The organism is Collinsella sp. LCP21S3_C7, from assembly GCF_052118485.1.
GTDB lineage: Bacteria > Actinomycetota > Coriobacteriia > Coriobacteriales > Coriobacteriaceae > Collinsella.
Map to the genome: position 1 here is coordinate 1 of NZ_JBQKHC010000015.1, position 18641 is coordinate 18641.

Genomic DNA, 18641 nt, shown 5'->3' on the forward strand with positions numbered 1-18641 from the left:
CGGTGAGCCCGGCGCCGCGAAGCGCCCTGGCCCTCTCCACCATTCTCCTACTGTATGCCATGCGGACTCCGTTCCGGACCTCAACGGTCCAACTTTTTGTCCGCAGTCCCGGCCGAAAAGTGGGGCACGCTTTCCCGAGCGGTCTCCATGGGAAACTATGCCCCATTTCGAAGGCTCATTCTGAGATGCACTTTCCGCCGAGTCAGCGACCGTGGCTCTACCCTCCCAGATACACCTCTAGTGCGGGCAACGTGGCCTCCGCATCACGCCGACCGACCTGGTAGATACGTTCGAGCTCCTCTGGCTCACGACACAGCGATGGCACCTTCACCGATTCGCTCGGACGCACCACAAAAACCTCGTCGCCGGCCTCGCGACGCGTCAGGTCATCGAGCGTGGCGTTATAAACCTCGTGCCGGTGCTCAAGCGCCGCGACAAACTCTGGATAGCGGCGAAACACGCGGCGCAGCATAGGCATCAAGCTATTGGGTTGTTTCACAAAGCCCGCCGGCTGCGTCAGCACCACGATGTTACGGTCATACCCCTGCGCAAACAGCCATGCGCTGGGAATAGAATCGGCCACACCGCCATCCAGATATCGATGTCCATCAATCCAGACGGGCTTGGTCGCCACGGGAATCGCCGACGATGCCCGAATCCACTCGATATCGCGCTCGTCGCCATACGGCAGATCGTGATAGACGGCCTTGCCCGTCTCGATATCGGTACACACGCACGTAAATCGCATGGGGCAGGCGCGATACGCCTCCAAGTCGATGGGATCGCGCTCGATAGGCACCTCGTGATAGGCAAAATCGGCATTGAACATATCGCCGGTTCGCAGCCAGCTGGTCACGCTCGCATAGCGCTTGTCGGCACAATAGGCTTTGTTGTAGCGAATGGCGCGGCCGATCTGGCGCGATTTAAAGTTGTAGCCAAACGCCGCGCCCGCCGAGACACCCACCATATGATCGCAGGTCAAACCGTGCTCCATCCAAACGTCGAGCACGCCCGCCGTATACATACCGCGGTAGCCGCCTCCCTCGAGCGCAAGCCCCACTGTGTGTGATGTCTCCGGCTGTGCCATGCAACCATCTCCGTTCCCATGCTTTTGAACTCAACAAGTATATCTGTCAACGTATGCCGTCAAAAACGTGTTTATAAGCATTTATCGAACGTTTCCCAATGCATTCCCCATGCCGTACCGCAATGCCCCTAGATGGCCTTAGGCATGAACGCCCTTAAGAACGTTGCGGGATAAACATCGCCCGCACCATGCCAACGTCATCGCACGCAACGTGAGATAATTCTCAGCAGAATTCACCGATAGCAGAGGGAGTTTGTGATGAAGGTTCTTTTGGTCAATGGCAGTCCCAAGGCAAACGGCAATACCGCCCGCGCACTCGCCGAAGTCGCCGAGCAGCTCAATGCCGAAGGCATTGATACCGAGGTGTTTCAGCTGGGCGCCAAGCCCATTCGTGATTGTATCGGTTGCGGCCAGTGTGGCAAGCTTGGGGGTCGCTGCACCTTTGACGACGACGTGGTGAACGAGCTCATCGCTGCCGCTGAGCAGGCAGACGGCTTTGTCTTTGGCTCACCCGTCTACTATGCGCACCCCAGCGGACGCATCCTTTCGGCCCTCGACCGCGCCTTCTATGCGGGCGGGCACGCCTTTGCGCACAAACCCGGCGCCGCGGTCGCTGTCGCCCGTCGCGGTGGCACGTCGACCACCTTCGATGTGCTCAACAAGTACTTCACCATTAACCAGATGCCCGTGGTCGCCTCCACGTACTGGAACAACGTCTTTGGTCGCGTGCCCGGCGACGCCGATGGGGATGCCGAGGGCCTTGCCACCATGCGCAACATCGGCAAGAACATGGCCTGGCTCCTGCAATGTATCGAAGCAGGACAGGCCGCCGGCATCAGCGCGCCCGAAGCCGATCGCGAGCGCACCAACTTCATTCGATAAGTCCAGCGGTGGTCACCTCGATGTTCTATCAATGTCAGCGAAAAGCCAGCTGATGAGGCAAGGTGCCTTGAAAGAGGAGGGCGCTGGGCTGTTGCCCGCGCCCGACGATTGAAAGGCAGATTGCCCATCAGATGGCTTTGCAGCGTCGAGGTGACCGCCGTTCGTTAGAACGGCGGAACATGCTATGAACGTGCAAATCTTCGGCACCAAAAAGTCTTTCGACACCAAGAAGGCCCAGCGCTATTTTAAGGAGCGCCGCATTAAGGTGCAGTTTATTGACCTTAAGGAAAAGGAGATGAGCAAAGGCGAGCTCACGAGCGTGATGCAGGCGGTCGGCGGCATCGACAAGCTGCTCAACCCCAAAGCCAAGGACGAGGAGACACTCGCACTTATCCAGCACCTCACTCCCAGCCAGCGCTTTGATAAGCTGCTCGAGAATCAGCAGGTACTGGCCGAGCCCATCGTGCGCAACGGCAAAAAGGCCACCGTCGGTTATTGCCCCGATGTATGGGGAGCCTGGGAGTAGCCTGTGTTATTTGCCGGCGCGTGGGTATAAGAGCAGGCGTTTGGCATATGATTTTACTGTAAGCCATGTCTAACAAAGGAGGGCACATGCCCAACAAACCCGTGAAGATCATCATGCTTACCGGATACCTCGGTGCCGGCAAGACCACGCTGCTCAACCATATCCTCGCCAACGACGGCGGTATCCGCGCCGCCGTGATCGTCAACGATATCGGCGAGATCAACGTCGACGCCAGCCTTATCGCCGACGGTGGCCTTTCCGAGACCGACGACCTCATCCCGCTCACCAACGGCTGCATCTGCTGCACGCTTTCGGACGACCTGGCCAACCAGCTGCAGGGCATTGCCGATTCGGGCAATTTCGACTACATCATCATCGAGGCCTCCGGTATTTGCGAGCCTATCCCCATCGCCTACACCATCTCGAGCTTCTGCGACGAGGCCAAAGTGGGCAGCGAACCCAAGCTCGCGCTCGACAACATCGTTGCCGTGGTCGACTGCGCCCGCATGTACGACGAGTTCAACGGCGGTCGCGACCTGCTGGCCGAGGATATCGACGAGGACGACATCGAGAGCCTGCTCATCCAGCAGATCGAGTTTTGCTCCACGCTGATCCTCAACAAGACCGATACCGTGAGCCCTGAGCAGATCGCCGAGCTCAAGGCCATCGTGCGCAGTCTGCAGAAGGACGCCGTGATTGTCGAGGCTCAAAACGGCGAGGTCCCCATGGAGGAGCTGCTCGATACCGATCGCTTCGACTTTATGCGCGCCTACAACTCCGCCGCCTGGATCGAGGCCATGGAGCATCCCGAGGAGCACGACGACCCCGAGGTGCTCGAGTACGACATCGAGACCTTTGTGTACTCGCGCCGTAAGCCGTTTGACCTGCAGAAGTTCACCGATTTTGTTGAGCAGGAGTGGCCCGACGAGGTCATTCGCGTCAAGGGTCCGCTGTGGCAGACCGGAGATCCGGACATGTGCTACATGTTCGAGCAGGCCGGCCGCCAGATGCGCCTGATGGAGAACGGCTTGTTCGTTGACTCGGCGCCCGAGGGCGAGAAGCAGAAGATCATCGACGAGAACCCCGAGATCATGCAGATTTGGGACGACGAGACGGGCGACCGCATGACGAGCCTGTGCATCATCGGCCGTCACATGGACAAGGATGCGCTCATCGCCGCCCTTGATGCCTGCCTGACCGACTGGCACCGCGCTTAGGCTATCCAAGTGGGCGTTTTCCGCCCACGTAACCATCAAACCACCACGAAGGCGACTGCCCCTTCGTGGTGGTTTTTCGTTCTATGCCAAGGAGATTCATGTTCAATATCGTGCTGTATGCGCCCGAGATTCCGGCCAATACGGGTAATATCGGCCGTACCTGCGTGGTCACCGGCGCCCGCCTGCATCTGGTGGAGCCACTGGGCTTTTCGCTCGACGACAAAACGGTGCGTCGCGCCGGCCTGGGCTACTGGCAAAACTTGGACGTGACGACCTATGCCAGCTGGGAGGATTTCCTTGCGCGCAATGACCTTTCCCCCGCCGACGACCGCTTGCATCTGCTGACCAAAAAGGCACGCCGAACCTATGCGCAAAGCACTTACCGTGACGGCGACTATTTGGTCTTTGGCAGCGAAAGCTCGGGGATTCCCGAAGGGCTGCTCGCCGCAGCGCCCGAGCGCTGCGAGCGCATCCCCATGCTGCGCGATTGTGACTCACTCGACAACGCCGAGGCCTGGGAAGCCCACGAGGAATCGCTCGGACATACCGAGGACGGCCATGAGGCCATCCTTCGGCAGGATATCTGCGGCAACTTCGTCAATCCGGACGACTACCGCATCAGCGCACTCAACCTCTCCAACAGCGCCGCCATCGTCCTCTACGAAGCCCTGCGCCAGACAGGCTTTGCCGGCATGTAAAAACCTGCCATTAGGGGACGGGGCAGAAATGGTAGACTTTCAAACCCTCTAACCCTTGAGAAATTGGTTTTGGCATCAAAGCGACAAAGGGCTGCCCCTTTGTCGCTTTGCCTATAGGTAGCGGCCGGTAATGCTCTTGGAGCAAGCAGCGATATCCGCCGGAGTGCCGGCGCAGACGACTTGCCCGCCCGCATCGCCACCGCCTGGCCCCATGTCGATCACATAATCGGCATTGCGGATAAGGTCGAGATCGTGCTCGATCACGATAACCGTGGCGCCCTTGGCGACGAGGCCGTCAAACACGTTCAGCAGCACCTGAACATCGAGCGGATGCAGGCCGATCGTGGGCTCGTCGAATACGAATACGGCATCGTCCTGCACGCGGCCCATCTCGCTCGCAAGCTTTAAACGCTGCGCCTCGCCGCCCGAAAGCGCCGGCGTGGGCTCACCGAGTGTAAGATAGCCCAAGCCCAGGTCGTGCAAGGTCAGCAAGCGCGCCTGAACCTTCTTGAGCCCCACCGTGGCGTCGAGAGCCTCGTCCACGCTCATGTCCATGATCTGCGGCAACGTAAGCTTGCTCCCGTCCTTGCCCTCGCGATGGATATGCGAAGCCGTGTCTGCGTAACGCGAGCCTCGACATGCTGGGCAGATGATCTCGACGTCGGGCAAAAATTGCACGTCGAGCGATATCGAGCCCGTGCCATCGCATGTAGGGCAGCGCAAGGCGCCAGTGTTGTAGCTAAAGGCACCCGCCTTGTAGCCGGCTGCCTTGGCCTCGGGCGTACGGGCGAAGGCGCGACGCAGCTCATCATGGATGTCGGCATAGGTCGCAACCGTCGAGCGCACGTTGGCGCCGATAGGCGTAGCGTCAATCAGGTTTGCGCGTGCGATACCCTCGGCGTCGACCCAGCGCACATGGCTTGGCAGGCGCTCGCCAGCTGCCTGGGCCTTAAGCGCCGGGATGAGTGTCTCGAGCACCAACGTCGTCTTACCCGAACCCGAAACGCCCGTCACCGCGACAAGGCGACCGCGCGGTATATCGACTTCGAGCGGTTTGACGGTATGGATGGCATCGGTTGCCATGCGGATGTGGCCCTGGTCGAACATTTCGTCGTCAGTCACCTGCGGGCGCATACGCTTGGGGTCTGCGCGCAAAAACGGGGCGATGCGGCTGCCCTGCGATTGTTCGACCTCGTCCACCGTGCCAGCGGCAATTACATTGCCGCCGCCAGCTCCGGCAACGGGGCCCATCTCGACCAGATAGTCAGCTTCCGCCAGTACGCGCGTATCGTGGTCGACAACAACCACGGTGTTGCCGTCATCCACCAGATCGCGCATCACGCCCACCAAGCCGTCGACATTGGCAGGATGCAAGCCAATCGAAGGCTCGTCCAACACATAGAGCACGCCCGTCGATCGGTTGCGCACCACGCGGGCGAGCTGCACGCGCTGACGCTCGCCCGTGGAGAGCGTGGCGCCGGCGCGATCGAGCGAAAGGTAGTCGAGACCCAGATCGACCAGGCGACGGGCCGCGCTCAAAAACGAATCGCAGATATCCATCGCCATGGGCCGCATCTCGGGCGGCAAGGATGCGGGCACCCCGTGCACCCACTCAACCGCCTCGCCCAGCGTCATGGCCGCGGCCTGCGCCAGATTGATACCGCGCACCTGGGGCTGGCGCGCAGCCTCGGAGAGGCGCGTGCCGCCACAGTCACGACATGGCCCCTCGCGCAAAAAGCGCGCCACACGTTTTAAGCCCTTATCGTCTTTGACCTTGGCGAGCGCGTTCTCGACGGTATAGACGGCATTGTAATAGGTGAAGTCGAGCGGCGTAGCGCCCTCGCCGTTTTTGGGAACGTAGAGAATGTGTTTCTTAACCGCCGGGCCGTGAAACACAATGTCGCGCTCTTGAGGCGTGAGCTGGTTAAACGGCACGTCGGTACGCACACCCATCTCGCCTGCCACCTGCTTCATCAGATCCCACATGAGCGTGCCCCAAGGAAGCACCGCGCCTTCGTTGATAGTCTTGGACTCGTCGGGTACCAGGCTCGCCTCGTCCACCTCGCGCATGATACCGGTACCGCCGCAGGTGGGACACGCGCCGCCGCTGTTAAAGGCAAGGTCCTCGGCACCCGGCGCGTAGAACTCACGGCCGCACTCGGGGCACGTGAGCGACAGGCCCGCGGCCACGTTAAGGCTCGGCTCCACGCGCGCCCCGCAGTGCGGACACACGTGATGGGCGCAACGGCTAAAGAGCAGACGCAGGCTATTGTTGAGCTCGGTCATGGCACCAAAGGTCGAGCGCACACCCGGCACGCTGGGGCGTTGATGCAATGCGAGCGCCGCCGGTACGTGCAGCACCTCGTCCACTTGGGCATGTTCGGCCTGCGTCAGACGGCGGCGGGTATAGGTGCTAAGCGCCTCCAGGTAGCGACGCGAGCCCTCGGCGTAAAGAACGCCCAGTGCCAGCGAACTCTTGCCCGAACCCGATACGCCAGCAATACCCACGAGCTTTCCCAGCGGAATATCGATATCGATGTCCTTGAGGTTGTGCACACGCGCGCCACGTACCTCTATAGCCTGCGGGCTCATCTTCTGTTCCGTCACCTTTATCACCCTACTCATGCCATAAAACGCGGTCGCGAATGTACTCGCCCAGCATGGGCACGGTAAACCGGACGAGGCCGTATCCGGCAGCCTCGATGACGCGCTCGCGAATCAGGCTTGCGCGATATTTACTCGCCCAGCTTTGGGTGCGGTCGCAGCGCTCAATGATGTCAGCCATGCGCGTCGGCTTGCCCCCATCAGCCGCCATGGCCTCGATAAAGAGGCGCTGCGGACTGCGCAACCCGTAATACAAAGGGGCGTCGACTGCTTCATAGAACTCGGAGATGGCATCCGTGTGCCCAGCCTCGACATCGCACACTTCAATGACCCGCGAGTCACGCCGGACAGCAGACCTCCACATGTAATATCCCACCAGCTGAACCATATAGGGATGCCCCATGCTCTTGCGCGCCGCAAGGTCCGCCGTCTCCGCATCAACGCAAAGACCAGTGCCTTTGACCGTCTGGATATATGAATCGCGCACTTTGGGCAAAGAAATCGCCCCCAGCGTACGCTGCTGGGCGCGGCGCAAAAACGTTACGCTCGGCTCTTCGAGCAAGTCATCAACCATGCTGGGCAAGCCGGCAAAAACCAGCGCAAGACCGCGCTGGTCGCTATCGGGCAAGCCCGTAGCATCCTGGTCTCCGAGCACCTGCTGATAGAGAACGGCCAGCGCCGCCAGCTCCTCGATAGATGCCGATTGGGCCTCGTCAATCGCAAACAGTAAGCCCTTTCCCGGCCCGAGTTTCTTGAGGCGTTCGTTGACTAACCCGCGCAACGTCTCGCCTTTTGCCCGCGCCGCCTCGACCGACATTCGGCCAAACGACGGACCAAACTCCATTGACGTCACAACGGGTTTATTCGAGCGAAGCGCGTCGGCCAAGCGGTCGCATAGGCCAAGCGAAGCGGAATCGGAGACAACCGCCCATCCGCGCTCGCTAGCTAAACGCTGCAGCTCCCGCAAGAGAACTGTTTTGCCACAGCCGCGGTTTCCCGTAATGAGCATGAGCCTGCCCGGAGCTCCGGCGCCGTTATCGAGCCCTTCCTCGAAATCTTCGATGACCGACTCGCGGCCGATGAGTATCGGAGGCCGCTTGCCAGCCGTGGGCTTAAAGGGATTTGGATTCATGTCGGCCTCCTCGGATTGGCAAACCCTAGTAACAGTTATACCAACTTATACCGAGTTATACCAACAGGATGCGACAAAGAGACTGACCCTCTATCACCTATGGCCGAAAAACTCGACGTCCGCCGCTCGCCAGGGGCGGAAGGTGGCGGGATCGACCTTTACGTGGGCTGCCTCGGGGACGTCGTACCACTTGACCGTGTAGCCGGCGCCGTGAGAGCAAAAGACCGAGTCGGGCGTGTTGGGTAGATCGGCCTCGGGCTCATAGGCGACAGTCTCGATGACGCGCTCGGCATCATGGCATGCCGCATAACCGGCAAACTCCAGGTACAGATGCCCGCGACCGCTCGTGTAAGCGGCCACCTCCAGCGCATAATCCTGCACCTCGGATGCCGGCACGCGACCCACAAGCTTTGCCCGTTCGCCCGCCATCGTCGGCGGCTCGTACTCGGCTCCCATACGCGTGGCGTCTGACAACGCCCTGCCCACACACTCCCCCGGCACCTCGAGCTCAAAGCGATACCACGGCTCCAACAGCACCGCCGCGCCGGCCTCACGCGCCTGCATGAGCCCCTGGCGAATCGCGCGGTACGTGGCCTGGCGAAAGTCGCCGCCCTCGGTGTGTTTGGCATGTGCACGGCCGCCTGTGAGCGTAATGCGCACATCGGTGATGGGCGAGCCGGTCAGCACGCCCAGGTGATCGCGCTCCATGGCGTTGGTGAGCGCCAGACGCTGCCAGTTAAGATCGAGCTCGTCGGTCGAAGTCACGGTGCCAAACTGCACGCCCGAACCCGCTGGCAACGGCTCCAGGCTCAGATGCACCTCGGCATAGTGGCGCAGCGGCTCAAAGTGGCCCACGCCCTCGACCGGCTGCGAAATGGTCTCCTTATAGAGAATGCCGCCGGGCTCAAACGAAATCGAAAGGCCAAAGCGATCGGCCAACACCCGCTGCACGACCTCGAGTTGCACGGCGCCCATCAGCTGCAGGTGAATCTGCTCCAGATGAGTATTCCAGCTTACGCCGAGCATGGGGTCTTCGTCCGCCAACTCAGTCAGCGCTTTAAACACCGCATGGACATCGTGTTCGCCCGGAAGCACCGTATAGGTGAGGACCGGAGCGATGACGGGCGCATCACACACGGGCTCCGCACCCAAGGCGTCCCCTGGGCGAACGTGCGCAAGACCCGTCACGGCACAAATACCGCCAGCAGCAACTTCTTGGGCAAGCTCATACTTTTCGCCGTTATAGATGCGCACCTGATCGACCTTCTGCTCCCATACCTCGGCACCGGAACGTCCGCTGATCATCTGTTTTGCACACAGCGTGCCGCCGGTCACTTTAACCCATGCCAAGCGCTCGCCGCGATCCCCGCGGCTGACACGATAGACGCGCGCGGCAAACTCCGGAAGCCATATCTGTTCGCGCATCAGCACGCATATGCCATCCAGCAGCTCGCTCACGCCCTGGTCCTTGAGCGCCGAGCCGGCAAAGCAGGGAAAGAGCTTGCGCTCGGCAACCATGCGCGACAGCGTTGCGACGGAAAGCTCACCTGCCTCAAGAAACTCCTCGAGCGCCGCCTCGTCCAACGCTGCAGCGTCCTCCTGAACGGCGCCGCCCTCCAGCAGTTCGTTGGCATCCAGGCAGCCTTCGGAAAGACGCCGCCCAAGTTGTGCCAGCAAAACATCGCGGCCGGGATTCTCCAAATCGATTTTGTTGATATAGATGAACGTCGGGATGTCATAGCGTGCAAGCAGGCGCCACAGGGTTTCGGTGTGCCCCTGCACGCCGTCGTTGGCGCCCACAACTAAAATCGCGTAGTCGAGTGCGCGCAGCGTGCGCTCCGCCTCGGCAGAAAAATCGACATGCCCCGGTGCATCCACGAGCATGACGCGGGTATCACCGTGGTCGAGCACGGCCTGCGACGAGAAAATCGTAATGCCGCGCTCGCGCTCGATCGCGTTAGTGTCCAGATGCGAATCGCCATCGTCCACGCGGCCGCGCTTACGAATGCGACCCGCATTGAACAGCATGGCCTCGGCCAGCGTGGTCTTGCCAGCATCGACATGCGCCAAGATTCCAACGACCGCTTGCTTCGACATGGCTCTCCTCTTATTGCAAGCCCGTCGCACGCGGAAACGGGCGCTCTCATTCCACACTGGATGATACAATTTACGGGCCGGCGGGCGAAGCGGGCCCTATCCCCCGACCGAGCTCATCGCCCCGCGTTGCCGTGCGGCGATTTTCGTAGGTTCGCGCCTTGCGAAAGCCGGCACCTCCCCTTTTTGCCTGCCCGAGCTCATCCGGGGCGGCAACAACGCGAACCCCACAACAGCGAGGAGTCACCATGAAGACATTGCTCAACGAGTTCAAGGAATTCATCAATCGCGGCAACGTGATGGACATGGCCGTCGGCGTGATTATCGGCGGCGCATTCACCGCCATCGTGACCTCACTTACCGATAACATCATCAACCCGCTTATCTCCGTGATTGCCGGCGGTAGCGCTACCGAGATCTCGGGGCTGGTGGTGCCGGGCACTAATATCGACTTTGGCGCCTTTATCGGCTCGTGCATCAATTTTTTGATTGTGGCGGCAATCGTCTTTGCCATCGTCAAGGCATTCAACAAGGCGCAGGAAATCGGCGACAGGCTCGCCGGTGCCACCGCCGAGGAAGCCGCACCGGCGCCCGTCTGTCCGTATTGCCTGGAAGAGGTGCACGAAGGCGCGACCAAGTGTTGCCACTGCGGAAGCGAGCTGCCCCGAGCGTAGGTGCCTTAGAGCCGACAGCGAGCGGCATCTACCACCTTGCAAAACAGCGCAGCGATCAAAAATGGCCCCACCCGGGGCCATTTTCGCTTACTTGGAGCGTAGATACGCGCCCCCGCTCTTATGCCTCGCGCAGCCAGTCAAACGCAACACGCGGCGTGCCGTCCGACACATACACGACGCCGGCACGCTCAAACCCCGCTTTAATACTCGCGCCCTGCATGGGCAGGTTGTCCCGATGCGTATCGATACGCAGATGGTCGGCACGCTCTTTGGCAAAGGCGAACATCGCAGCCGCGATACCGTGCACGGTGCCGTCGGACGCCACACGGTGCAGCACGGCGTACGGAGTGTCGCTACGCCATTGCCCGTCCTCAATTACGTCATAGCACTCGTCCGGGCCCGGTAAAAAGGCAAACGTCGCCACCACGCGGCCGTCGACTTCGAACACATAGCTACCACCGGCGGCGATATCGGCAGCCAGCTGCTCGGCAGAAGGCGTGCCCTCGGGCCACTGCGTGGCGTTGCCATGCGCGCGCATAAAGGCACGGGCCGCGTCATAGATAGCCATGACGGCGGGAATGTCGGTATCGAGGGTTTTTCTGATCATCACGCGGCGACCTCACGTTTATTGGTATCACTTTGATTGAGCTATGATACCAGCGTTTGAAGAGGGGCGAGAAGCAGATGGGAAGCAAAAAGCGAGCCGCCTGGTCAAAGGCCAAAAGCGAGTTTTTGGGCGCTGCCACCGGTGGCGCTATGAGCGACCTGTTTGCGCGCGAGGACGAGCGCCGCGACGCCCTGAACGCCGAGCGCGATGAAGCCTGGCGCTACAAGTCGTGCGAGCGCAAAAACCGTTACGACACACGCGCCGAGGCCGAGGCCGTTATGGCCGACTGCGAAAACCGCGGGCGGCGTGGTTTGGCCTGCTACAAATGCGAATACTGCGGCGGCTGGCACCTGACGTCGCACCCTTGGAAATAGGCCCCGCATCGGCACGGCACTGACGGAGCGCCAACCATCGCACGCAAGCTACGGGCGCGGCGGCACCAAAACATCGTAACGAACGGCCTTGCCCGCAAGTTGATAGCTCGGCTTAACGCCAGCAAGCAGCGGCCCCTTCACCGGCCGCTTGATAACGACCTTGCGCGGGCGCACCGCAAGCGCAGCTTCGACCAGCGTCTCCTCATCGGCACACGGCTGTTCCAGATGATGCAAGAGTTGGAACTTCTTTTTAACCGCCGCGCTCTTTGTGCGCTCGGGAAACATGGGGTCCAGATACACCACGTCGGGAGCGGTGAGCTCGCCCTGCCCGATCAACTCAGTTATATGGTGAAGGCCGGCAATGCTGTCCTCGCCCGCATGTAAGCGCATGCGGGCCACGGCAGTCGCAAGCGCCGGATTATCTGCCGCGCGATCCAAGGCATCCTTGAGGAGCGCCGCGATCACGCAATCCTGCTCATACAGATCGACGGTAAAGCCCGCAGCCGCCAGCAGCAGCGAATCCTCGCCAAAGCCTGCCGTGGCATCAATCGCCCATGGGCACTCGACGCCTTTTGCGCGCGCAGCCTTTACCAACAGCTCTTGCTGCAGACGACCCTGTTTGAGCCGTGGCAGCATGCGGACAAAATCGGCACGCAGCTCCATCGTGCCGTCGGTGAGCGTGAGGCCCGCGGACTTCCCGATCAGCTCAAGCCCCGCGGCCCGAGCAACAGAAAAGGGATCGACGACGCCCATGGGTACTCCTTAACAAGCAAAATGAATACGTGAGCGCCGTTTATGCCAGCACCCAACCGTCCGCTATTGTCCCACATGCGACATGGCCCACAGCATCCCAATGCAAAGCACCGCCATCAATCCCGTGCACACGGCAGCGATCACAGAATCGCCCATGCGTCTTCCCAACGACCGCGGCTCATGCACTCGCCCTGCTCCGTACATCATGGCTCCTCCTTAAGAACAGCTCCTTGTTACGGTCTCATCATCGCAGCGCCGCACATGAGCTGCCATCGATTTGGCTTACGTCCAGCTTTCCTTTTTGAAAGGTAGGATTGGGCTGCGCGGGCTCAAAGCGCTTTCAGGCGCACGCATCGCTGCGTTGAACTACAATGTGCTTCACCATATGTGCAGCACATGGGCTACGCCAGATCGGCGTACTCGTATCGAAAGGACCAGCCATGAGCTCCGCTCGCAAGACTCTCAAAATCCTTGCCCTCGTCTACTTTGTTTTGGGCATCGCCAGCCTCGTCATCGCCGGTATCGGTATCGCCAGGGGCAGCCTCGATTCCACGTACGGGTCGAACGCCATGCTCGCCGCGGTCGTGCTTGTCGTCAAGGGCATTGTCGATCTTTCCGCAGGTGTTGCGGGCATCAAGGGCGCCAACAAGCCCTCGCAGGTGGATAGCGCGTTTAAGCTCGGCATCGTTGCCGCAATCGCCACGATTGCGCAGGCCGTGCTCACGCTTCCCGCACTCGGCGGCAGCGCCGTCAATATCGGTGCCTTTGTCATCGTGGTCTACGACCTGTTCTTTGTTCAGCAGGCGCACGCCGTTAAGGCCGAGAACAAGGACCGCCTGTAGGCACTCGCTTCTCATAACCCCTGCAGCCAAGCAACTAACATGGGCCGATCGCGCAGTAACGCGGTCGGCCCTTTACATTTGCCCAGATAAAACCTGCCAAAATAAACCTGTCCCTTTTTGGCAGATTGGTTAGCTGTGGTGGTACTCGGCAATGATGAAGTCGATGTCGGTTTTAAGGGTGTCCAGGTTTGCCAGGCGCTCTTTGTCGGTAGGGCGTGTGCGGTAGTAGTACGGCGTCATCTGGAACACCGCCTCGATGTCGGCCTGGGTCTGGAGCGTAATATTCGCGGACACCCGCTGTGTGCCGACCAGTTTAAGCTCCATCGTCTTCGGAAGCTTTTCGTCGTTGAGGTACGGCGTGTCGTAGAGCACCTCCTTGAGCCCAAAGAGATGACGGGCACCCGGCACCACGGTGTAGAGCGAACCCTCCGGCGCCAACACGCGGGCAAACTCGCGCTCGTTAAAGGGAGCAAAGAGCTCGGTCACCATATCGAAGGCGCCATCGGCCACTGGGATGTCTTTCATGTTGGCCACAAAATAGGTCGCATCGCCACGCTTGGCGGCCAGGCGTACCATTTCTTTGCCCAGGTCAAAGCCATAAGCGTCCACGCCCGGCACCGCGCCCATCGCGCTGGTGTAGTAACCCTCAACGCAGCAAATATCGAGCAGCGTCATGGGACCGCCTGTAGACGCAGCACGCCCAGAAACCCGTTTGCGCACCAGCTCGACCATTGCATCGCGCAGCGGCGCATAGTAGCCACGGTTCAAAAAGTCACGACGGCTGCGTGCCTGCGACTTGGGATCGCCCATGGAGTCGCCGCTCTTGGACGAACGTAGCAGATATAGATAACCCTCGCGCGCACGGTCAAACCGGTGTCCGCCCGCGCATGCAGCACCGCGCTCGTCGTCCACCAACGGCTCATGGCAAACGGGACACAACAACATGGCAACTCCTTAGCGCGAACAACACAACGTACACCATTGTCGCACGCCTTCCCCACCTAGTCATTGGGGACGTTCTTGAATGACTAGTCGTTTAAGAACGCCCCCAATGACTAGGTGATTAGGAGTATCATCGTCTGCGCAAATAAGCACGAAATAGCACGTTAGAGATTGAGAGCGTATGGCTGATACCGCATCTAAGCACATCGACATGACCACCGGCTCGCTGTGGCGCAATATCCCACTGTTCGCCTTGCCCGTGGCCGCCACGAGCATCTTGGAGCAGCTGTCAAACCTCATCGCCACGGTCATTATCGGTAACTTCTCGGGCGACCAGGGAACCCTCGCCATGGCGGCAGTCGGCTCCAATGTTCCGCTTACCAGCCTTATGCTCAACCTGTTTATTGGCATGTCGCTTGGCTCCAACGTGGTCATCGCCAACGCTATCGGCCGCAACGATCAGAATATGGTCAAACGCGCCGTCCATACCTCGATTTTAATGGCGCTCGTGGGCTTTGTCGTCATCGCTCTGGGCGAGATCTTTGCCGAGCCCATGCTCGCCGCGCTCAACGTTCCCGCCGAGACCATGCCGCTCGCTTCGCTCTATCTACGCGTCTTTTTGCTCAGCATGCCCTCAATCTTGCTCTACAACTTTGAGGCCGCGATCTTCCGCTCCGTCGGCATCACCCGCATGCCGCTGCAAGCGCTTGCCGTGTCCACCGTCCTCAACATTGGCCTGGACCTCATCTTTGTCCCCGTACTCCACTGGGGCGTCGCGGGTGTCGCCATCGCCACCGTCATCGCCTACACCGTCAGCGCCGCTACACTCTTTATCCGCCTGCTCAAGACCGACTCCGTCGTCCGCGTCACCCCGCGCGACCTTGCTATCGACCCCGTCGCCCTCAAGCGCATCGTCAAGATCGGCCTGCCCGCCGGCATCCAAAGCGCCGTCTTTGCCGTCGCCAACATCATCATCCAGTCCGCCATCAACAGCCTGGGCACCGAGGTCATGGCGGCCTCGAGCGCCGCCATGAGCCTGGAGTACGTGTGCTACAACCTGCTCAACAGCTTTAGCCAGGCTTGCACCACCTTTGTGGGGCAAAACCACGGTGCCCGCCAGATCGACCGCTGCACCAAAACGCTCAAGGTCTGCCTGGTCGAAGGCGGTATCGTCGCGCTCACCACGATTATTGTTATTGTCGGCCTGGGGCGCGAGATCTTGTCGCTCTTTAACAGCGATCCCAACATCGTCTCGATCGGCTATATCCGCGTGTGCTCGATCTTCCCTGCGTATGCCTTTAGCATGTTCTACGAGAACATGTCCGGCTACCTGCGCGGCTTTGGTATCTCGCTCATACCCGCCCTTATCACCATGATCTGCGTCTGCGGCATCCGCTTCTATTGGGTATTCTGCGTGTTCCCGCACTTCCGCACCTTTGCGAACATCATGATGGTCTACCCCATCAGCCTGGGCACCACGGCGTTCTTTATGGTCGTGGCGGTACTACTCTGCCACCCGGCACGCACCTATCGCGCCACCCAAGCCAAAGCGACAGCCTGCTAAACACCGCACTCAACGCCACGCCAGTCATTAATTGACAATATGCGAGCTCATATAGTCGATAAAGCGCCTCGTGGCGATAGGCATGGTGTCCCAGCTGCGCCAGGCCGCCACTACGTCGCGTGAGGGAGCGTGCACGATGGGACGTACGCGAATATCGGCCTGCATGCCCTCAACGGTACGGCGATACAGCATGCTCACGCCCAGGCCCTCCTCCACCATCGCCATAATGGTGTAGACGGCGGTGGACTCGCCCCTCATACAGCCGCGGCATAAAGGCAACCGGTGCGCCTTTACAATAGATGCCAACATAGCATTTGCCATAAAGGAGCTCCATGGACACCGCAACTCGTGACCGCAACATAGCAACTTGGTTGGACGATGCGCCGCAGCCGGTACGTGACACTACGAACCAGCTGCTCGAGCGCATCGCCCTTTTGCGTGCCGAGCAGACCATCTACCCGGCACAAGACGACATCCTCAATGCCCTCGCCTACACGCCGGCCGACCAGGTCAAAGTTGTCATCTTGGGCCAAGACCCCTATCACGGACCCAACCAGGCCATGGGGTTATCGTTTTCGGTCCCCGCGACGCAAACCAAGTTGCCGCCAAGCCTGCGCAACATCTATAAGGAACTCAAAGCCGATCTGAGTTGTCCCATTCCCGCCACGGGAGATCTGACGCCATGGGCACAACAGGGCGTCCTGCTCCTCAACACTACGCTCACCGTGCGCGAGCATGCCGCGAACTCACACGCCAAGCTGGGCTGGAGTACGCTCACCGACTACGTTATCGAACGCTGCTGCCAGCTACCCCAACCGGTAGTCTTTTTGGCATGGGGTCGCTTTGCCCAGCAGATGGTTGAGGGCAAGCTCGCCGCAATCGACGCGGGCAAAACAACCGGCAAGTTCTGCCTTGCCTCCACGCACCCCTCGCCGCTTTCGGCCAACCGTGCCACGGCAGAACTCCCCGCTTTTATGGGGTCGCGACCCTTCTCGGCAGCCAATCGGCTACTCGAACAGCACGGCTCGACCCCCGTCAACTGGACTTGTCTCGGCTAAAAATCGATACATCAAAAACGCGCCCGACGGCTTTCCATCGGGCGCGTTTCCTATTCGGGCCAAATAAATTGTGTGCGGCCGGCCTCGCCACCGTCAATGAGCAGGCTCTGCCCGGTCATAAACCGGTTGGTCACGCCCACAAAGTAGATCCACTCGGCAATCTCTTGGGCGGTAGCCCAGCGTTTAAGCGGCGTGAGCTCCATAATCTGGTTCCACAGGTGCTCGTCTTCCATCACGCAACGGTTGAGCGGCGTGATAACGCCACCCGGGTCCACACTGTTGGCGATGGCCTGCGGTGCCAGGCGGTTTGCAAGGTTCTTGGTGTAGGCGATAACGCCGCCCTTGCTGGCGGCATAGGCGGGAAACTCCGACCCCGTATGCCCACTCGCCGACCCCACATTGACCACGGATTTGATAGCGGGCGCCGGCTTGGCGACAAGCCCCTCCCCCACAAAAGCGTAGCGCTCGGTCACGTTGATGGTGCCACGCAGGTTGGCGGCGATATCGTCGACCGAATCCTGCGTACCCGCAACGTTCACGATCACTTGGGGTTCAAGGTCGCCTGGAAACGAGTCAGGCTCGCGTACATCAACGACCAGATGGCGGTAGCGTTCGTGTTCGATCGCCGCCGGCAGCAGATCAAAGCCCACGACCTCGTGGCCCTCGTCCAAAAAGCGCTGCACGCACGCGGCTCCGATACCGCCCGAAGCGCCCGTGATCAAAACCCGCATACTTGCTCCTTAGGCGGTTGCGTGGCGCTTGAGGTACTCGGCGCCCACATTCTCACGCTCCCAGCCGCGCACGACCTTATAGCCCACGGGGCTCAGGAAGACCTCGCACAGCAGCTCGGCAACAGCGCCGGTCAGCGAGCACATAAGGACCTGCACCCAGGTCCAACCAAAGAACGTGTGGCTCACCACAATGGCAAAGACCAGGTTGTCGATAAACTGGCCAACACCCGTGGACACATAGGAGCGGAAGGCGAAGCTCGCAAAGTTATTCTTTTTGAGCATACGGCCGAGCGACTGGTTGAGCGTGGAGTTAACCACGGCAGAAGCGAGCATTGCCAGCGAAGAGCCCAGCACCACGTACCAGGTGCCGCCGATAGTGGCGTTAAGGGCGGTGTTGACCTCGATCATGCCCGTGTCGTAGTAGGCGCCCCACATACCGGGCGTGAGCGAGCACGCCCAAAAGCACAGGCTCACGGCAAGGTTGACCGCCAGTGCGAGGATAGAGATTTTGATGGATGCCTTGGCGCCAAAGCGCTTGCAGATCATGTCCTGGCACAAAAACGAGACCCAGCTCACCACAAAGCCGCAATCGAGTGCCAGATACGGCAGGCTGATGAGCTCTTTGTTGGCCAGCAGGTTCATCATGATAACGCTCACGAAAAACAGCGAAACCGTTGCCGCGGGAATGCTCCGCAACAGGACCTTGTAGTCCTCCATGACCTTCTTGATCATTATGTACTCCTTTGGTTTTAGGTTTAACGAGCAGGATATCGGACCCGAACTGCTCGGACGCCCCGGTCTTGAGGCGACGGTGGGCATGATAGCCGCTCACGCGGCATCAGGCAAGCAGGCAGCG

The 18641-nt window shown here is 60.3% G+C and carries 19 protein-coding genes; 9 read left to right on the forward strand and 10 right to left on the reverse strand.

Features of this window, described 5'->3' with window-relative positions; genetic code table 11:
- Positions 1-217: 217 nt before the first annotated feature.
- The gene (locus ACTQ1E_RS06440; protein ID WP_441016556.1) at positions 218-1087 is read right to left on the reverse strand and encodes a patatin-like phospholipase family protein; all 870 of its coding nucleotides are present in this window, start codon (positions 1085-1087) and stop codon (positions 218-220) included.
- A 258-nt stretch (positions 1088-1345) separates the two neighbouring features.
- Between ACTQ1E_RS06440 and ACTQ1E_RS06445 the strand changes: the two genes are divergently transcribed.
- The 4 genes from ACTQ1E_RS06445 (at position 1346) to ACTQ1E_RS06460 (ending at position 4410) form a co-directional block, all read left to right on the forward strand.
- Positions 1346-1969, forward strand: coding sequence for a flavodoxin family protein (locus tag ACTQ1E_RS06445; protein WP_427728306.1), 624 nt, complete (start codon positions 1346-1348; stop codon positions 1967-1969).
- Positions 1970-2153: 184 nt separating this feature from the next.
- Positions 2154-2495 carry an arsenate reductase family protein gene (locus ACTQ1E_RS06450; protein WP_055252194.1) on the forward strand — a complete coding sequence of 114 codons (342 nt, stop codon included), beginning with the start codon at positions 2154-2156 and terminating at the stop codon, positions 2493-2495.
- Positions 2496-2581: 86 nt separating this feature from the next.
- A complete protein-coding gene (locus ACTQ1E_RS06455) occupies positions 2582-3712 on the forward strand; it encodes a GTP-binding protein (RefSeq protein ID WP_441016553.1) in 1131 nt (376 codons plus the stop codon).
- 98 nt (positions 3713-3810) lie between these two features.
- On the forward strand, positions 3811-4410 hold the full coding sequence (locus ACTQ1E_RS06460; RefSeq protein ID WP_427719338.1) for a tRNA (cytidine(34)-2'-O)-methyltransferase: 600 nt from the start codon (positions 3811-3813) through the stop codon (positions 4408-4410).
- Between the two features lie 111 nt (positions 4411-4521).
- On the opposite strand, the gene ACTQ1E_RS06465 is transcribed toward ACTQ1E_RS06460, so the two are convergent.
- From ACTQ1E_RS06465 to ACTQ1E_RS06475, 3 genes are all read right to left on the reverse strand, one after another.
- Positions 4522-7017, reverse strand: a complete 2496-nt coding sequence (locus tag ACTQ1E_RS06465) for an excinuclease ABC subunit UvrA (protein WP_441565393.1) — start codon at positions 7015-7017, stop codon at positions 4522-4524.
- Between the two features lie 10 nt (positions 7018-7027).
- On the reverse strand, positions 7028-8146 hold the full coding sequence (locus ACTQ1E_RS06470) for an AAA family ATPase (RefSeq protein WP_441565395.1): 1119 nt from the start codon (positions 8144-8146) through the stop codon (positions 7028-7030).
- Between the two features lie 93 nt (positions 8147-8239).
- On the reverse strand, positions 8240-10243 hold the full coding sequence (locus tag ACTQ1E_RS06475; RefSeq protein WP_441565397.1) for a GTP-binding protein: 2004 nt from the start codon (positions 10241-10243) through the stop codon (positions 8240-8242).
- A gap of 245 nt (positions 10244-10488) precedes the next feature.
- Here ACTQ1E_RS06475 and mscL point away from each other — a divergent pair, with 245 nt between their 5' ends.
- Positions 10489-10914, forward strand: coding sequence for a large conductance mechanosensitive channel protein MscL (mscL, locus tag ACTQ1E_RS06480; RefSeq protein ID WP_154517006.1), 426 nt, complete (start codon positions 10489-10491; stop codon positions 10912-10914).
- Between the two features lie 118 nt (positions 10915-11032).
- On the opposite strand, the gene ACTQ1E_RS06485 is transcribed toward mscL, so the two are convergent.
- Positions 11033-11521: an N-acetyltransferase gene (locus ACTQ1E_RS06485; RefSeq protein ID WP_154517003.1), complete on the reverse strand. Its 489-nt coding sequence runs from the start codon at positions 11519-11521 to the stop codon at positions 11033-11035.
- A 77-nt stretch (positions 11522-11598) separates the two neighbouring features.
- Between ACTQ1E_RS06485 and ACTQ1E_RS06490 the strand changes: the two genes are divergently transcribed.
- Positions 11599-11895 (forward strand): hypothetical protein, encoded by a 297-nt coding sequence (locus tag ACTQ1E_RS06490; protein ID WP_427747514.1) that lies wholly within the window; start codon positions 11599-11601, stop codon positions 11893-11895.
- A 48-nt stretch (positions 11896-11943) separates the two neighbouring features.
- Here ACTQ1E_RS06490 and ACTQ1E_RS06495 read toward each other — a convergent pair whose 3' ends face one another.
- Positions 11944-12648: a class I SAM-dependent methyltransferase gene (locus ACTQ1E_RS06495; protein ID WP_427794261.1), complete on the reverse strand. Its 705-nt coding sequence runs from the start codon at positions 12646-12648 to the stop codon at positions 11944-11946.
- A gap of 440 nt (positions 12649-13088) precedes the next feature.
- Here ACTQ1E_RS06495 and ACTQ1E_RS06500 point away from each other — a divergent pair, with 440 nt between their 5' ends.
- A complete protein-coding gene (locus ACTQ1E_RS06500) occupies positions 13089-13490 on the forward strand; it encodes a hypothetical protein (RefSeq protein WP_154516995.1) in 402 nt (133 codons plus the stop codon).
- Between the two features lie 129 nt (positions 13491-13619).
- Here ACTQ1E_RS06500 and ACTQ1E_RS06505 read toward each other — a convergent pair whose 3' ends face one another.
- Positions 13620-14435, reverse strand: a complete 816-nt coding sequence (locus ACTQ1E_RS06505; protein WP_441565399.1) for a putative RNA methyltransferase — start codon at positions 14433-14435, stop codon at positions 13620-13622.
- Between the two features lie 178 nt (positions 14436-14613).
- Here ACTQ1E_RS06505 and ACTQ1E_RS06510 point away from each other — a divergent pair, with 178 nt between their 5' ends.
- Positions 14614-15996 (forward strand): MATE family efflux transporter, encoded by a 1383-nt coding sequence (locus tag ACTQ1E_RS06510; RefSeq protein ID WP_441547910.1) that lies wholly within the window; start codon positions 14614-14616, stop codon positions 15994-15996.
- A 27-nt stretch (positions 15997-16023) separates the two neighbouring features.
- Here ACTQ1E_RS06510 and ACTQ1E_RS06515 read toward each other — a convergent pair whose 3' ends face one another.
- A complete protein-coding gene (locus ACTQ1E_RS06515) occupies positions 16024-16317 on the reverse strand; it encodes a LysR family transcriptional regulator substrate-binding protein (RefSeq protein WP_441537611.1) in 294 nt (97 codons plus the stop codon).
- An 11-nt stretch (positions 16318-16328) separates the two neighbouring features.
- Here ACTQ1E_RS06515 and ACTQ1E_RS06520 point away from each other — a divergent pair, with 11 nt between their 5' ends.
- Positions 16329-17054 (forward strand): uracil-DNA glycosylase, encoded by a 726-nt coding sequence (locus ACTQ1E_RS06520; protein ID WP_154516983.1) that lies wholly within the window; start codon positions 16329-16331, stop codon positions 17052-17054.
- Between the two features lie 50 nt (positions 17055-17104).
- On the opposite strand, the gene ACTQ1E_RS06525 is transcribed toward ACTQ1E_RS06520, so the two are convergent.
- Both ACTQ1E_RS06525 and ACTQ1E_RS06530 read right to left on the reverse strand, forming a co-directional pair.
- Positions 17105-17785 (reverse strand): SDR family NAD(P)-dependent oxidoreductase, encoded by a 681-nt coding sequence (locus ACTQ1E_RS06525; protein WP_441565401.1) that lies wholly within the window; start codon positions 17783-17785, stop codon positions 17105-17107.
- A gap of 9 nt (positions 17786-17794) precedes the next feature.
- On the reverse strand, positions 17795-18517 hold the full coding sequence (locus ACTQ1E_RS06530; protein WP_441547913.1) for a VUT family protein: 723 nt from the start codon (positions 18515-18517) through the stop codon (positions 17795-17797).
- Positions 18518-18641 lie beyond the last annotated feature (124 nt).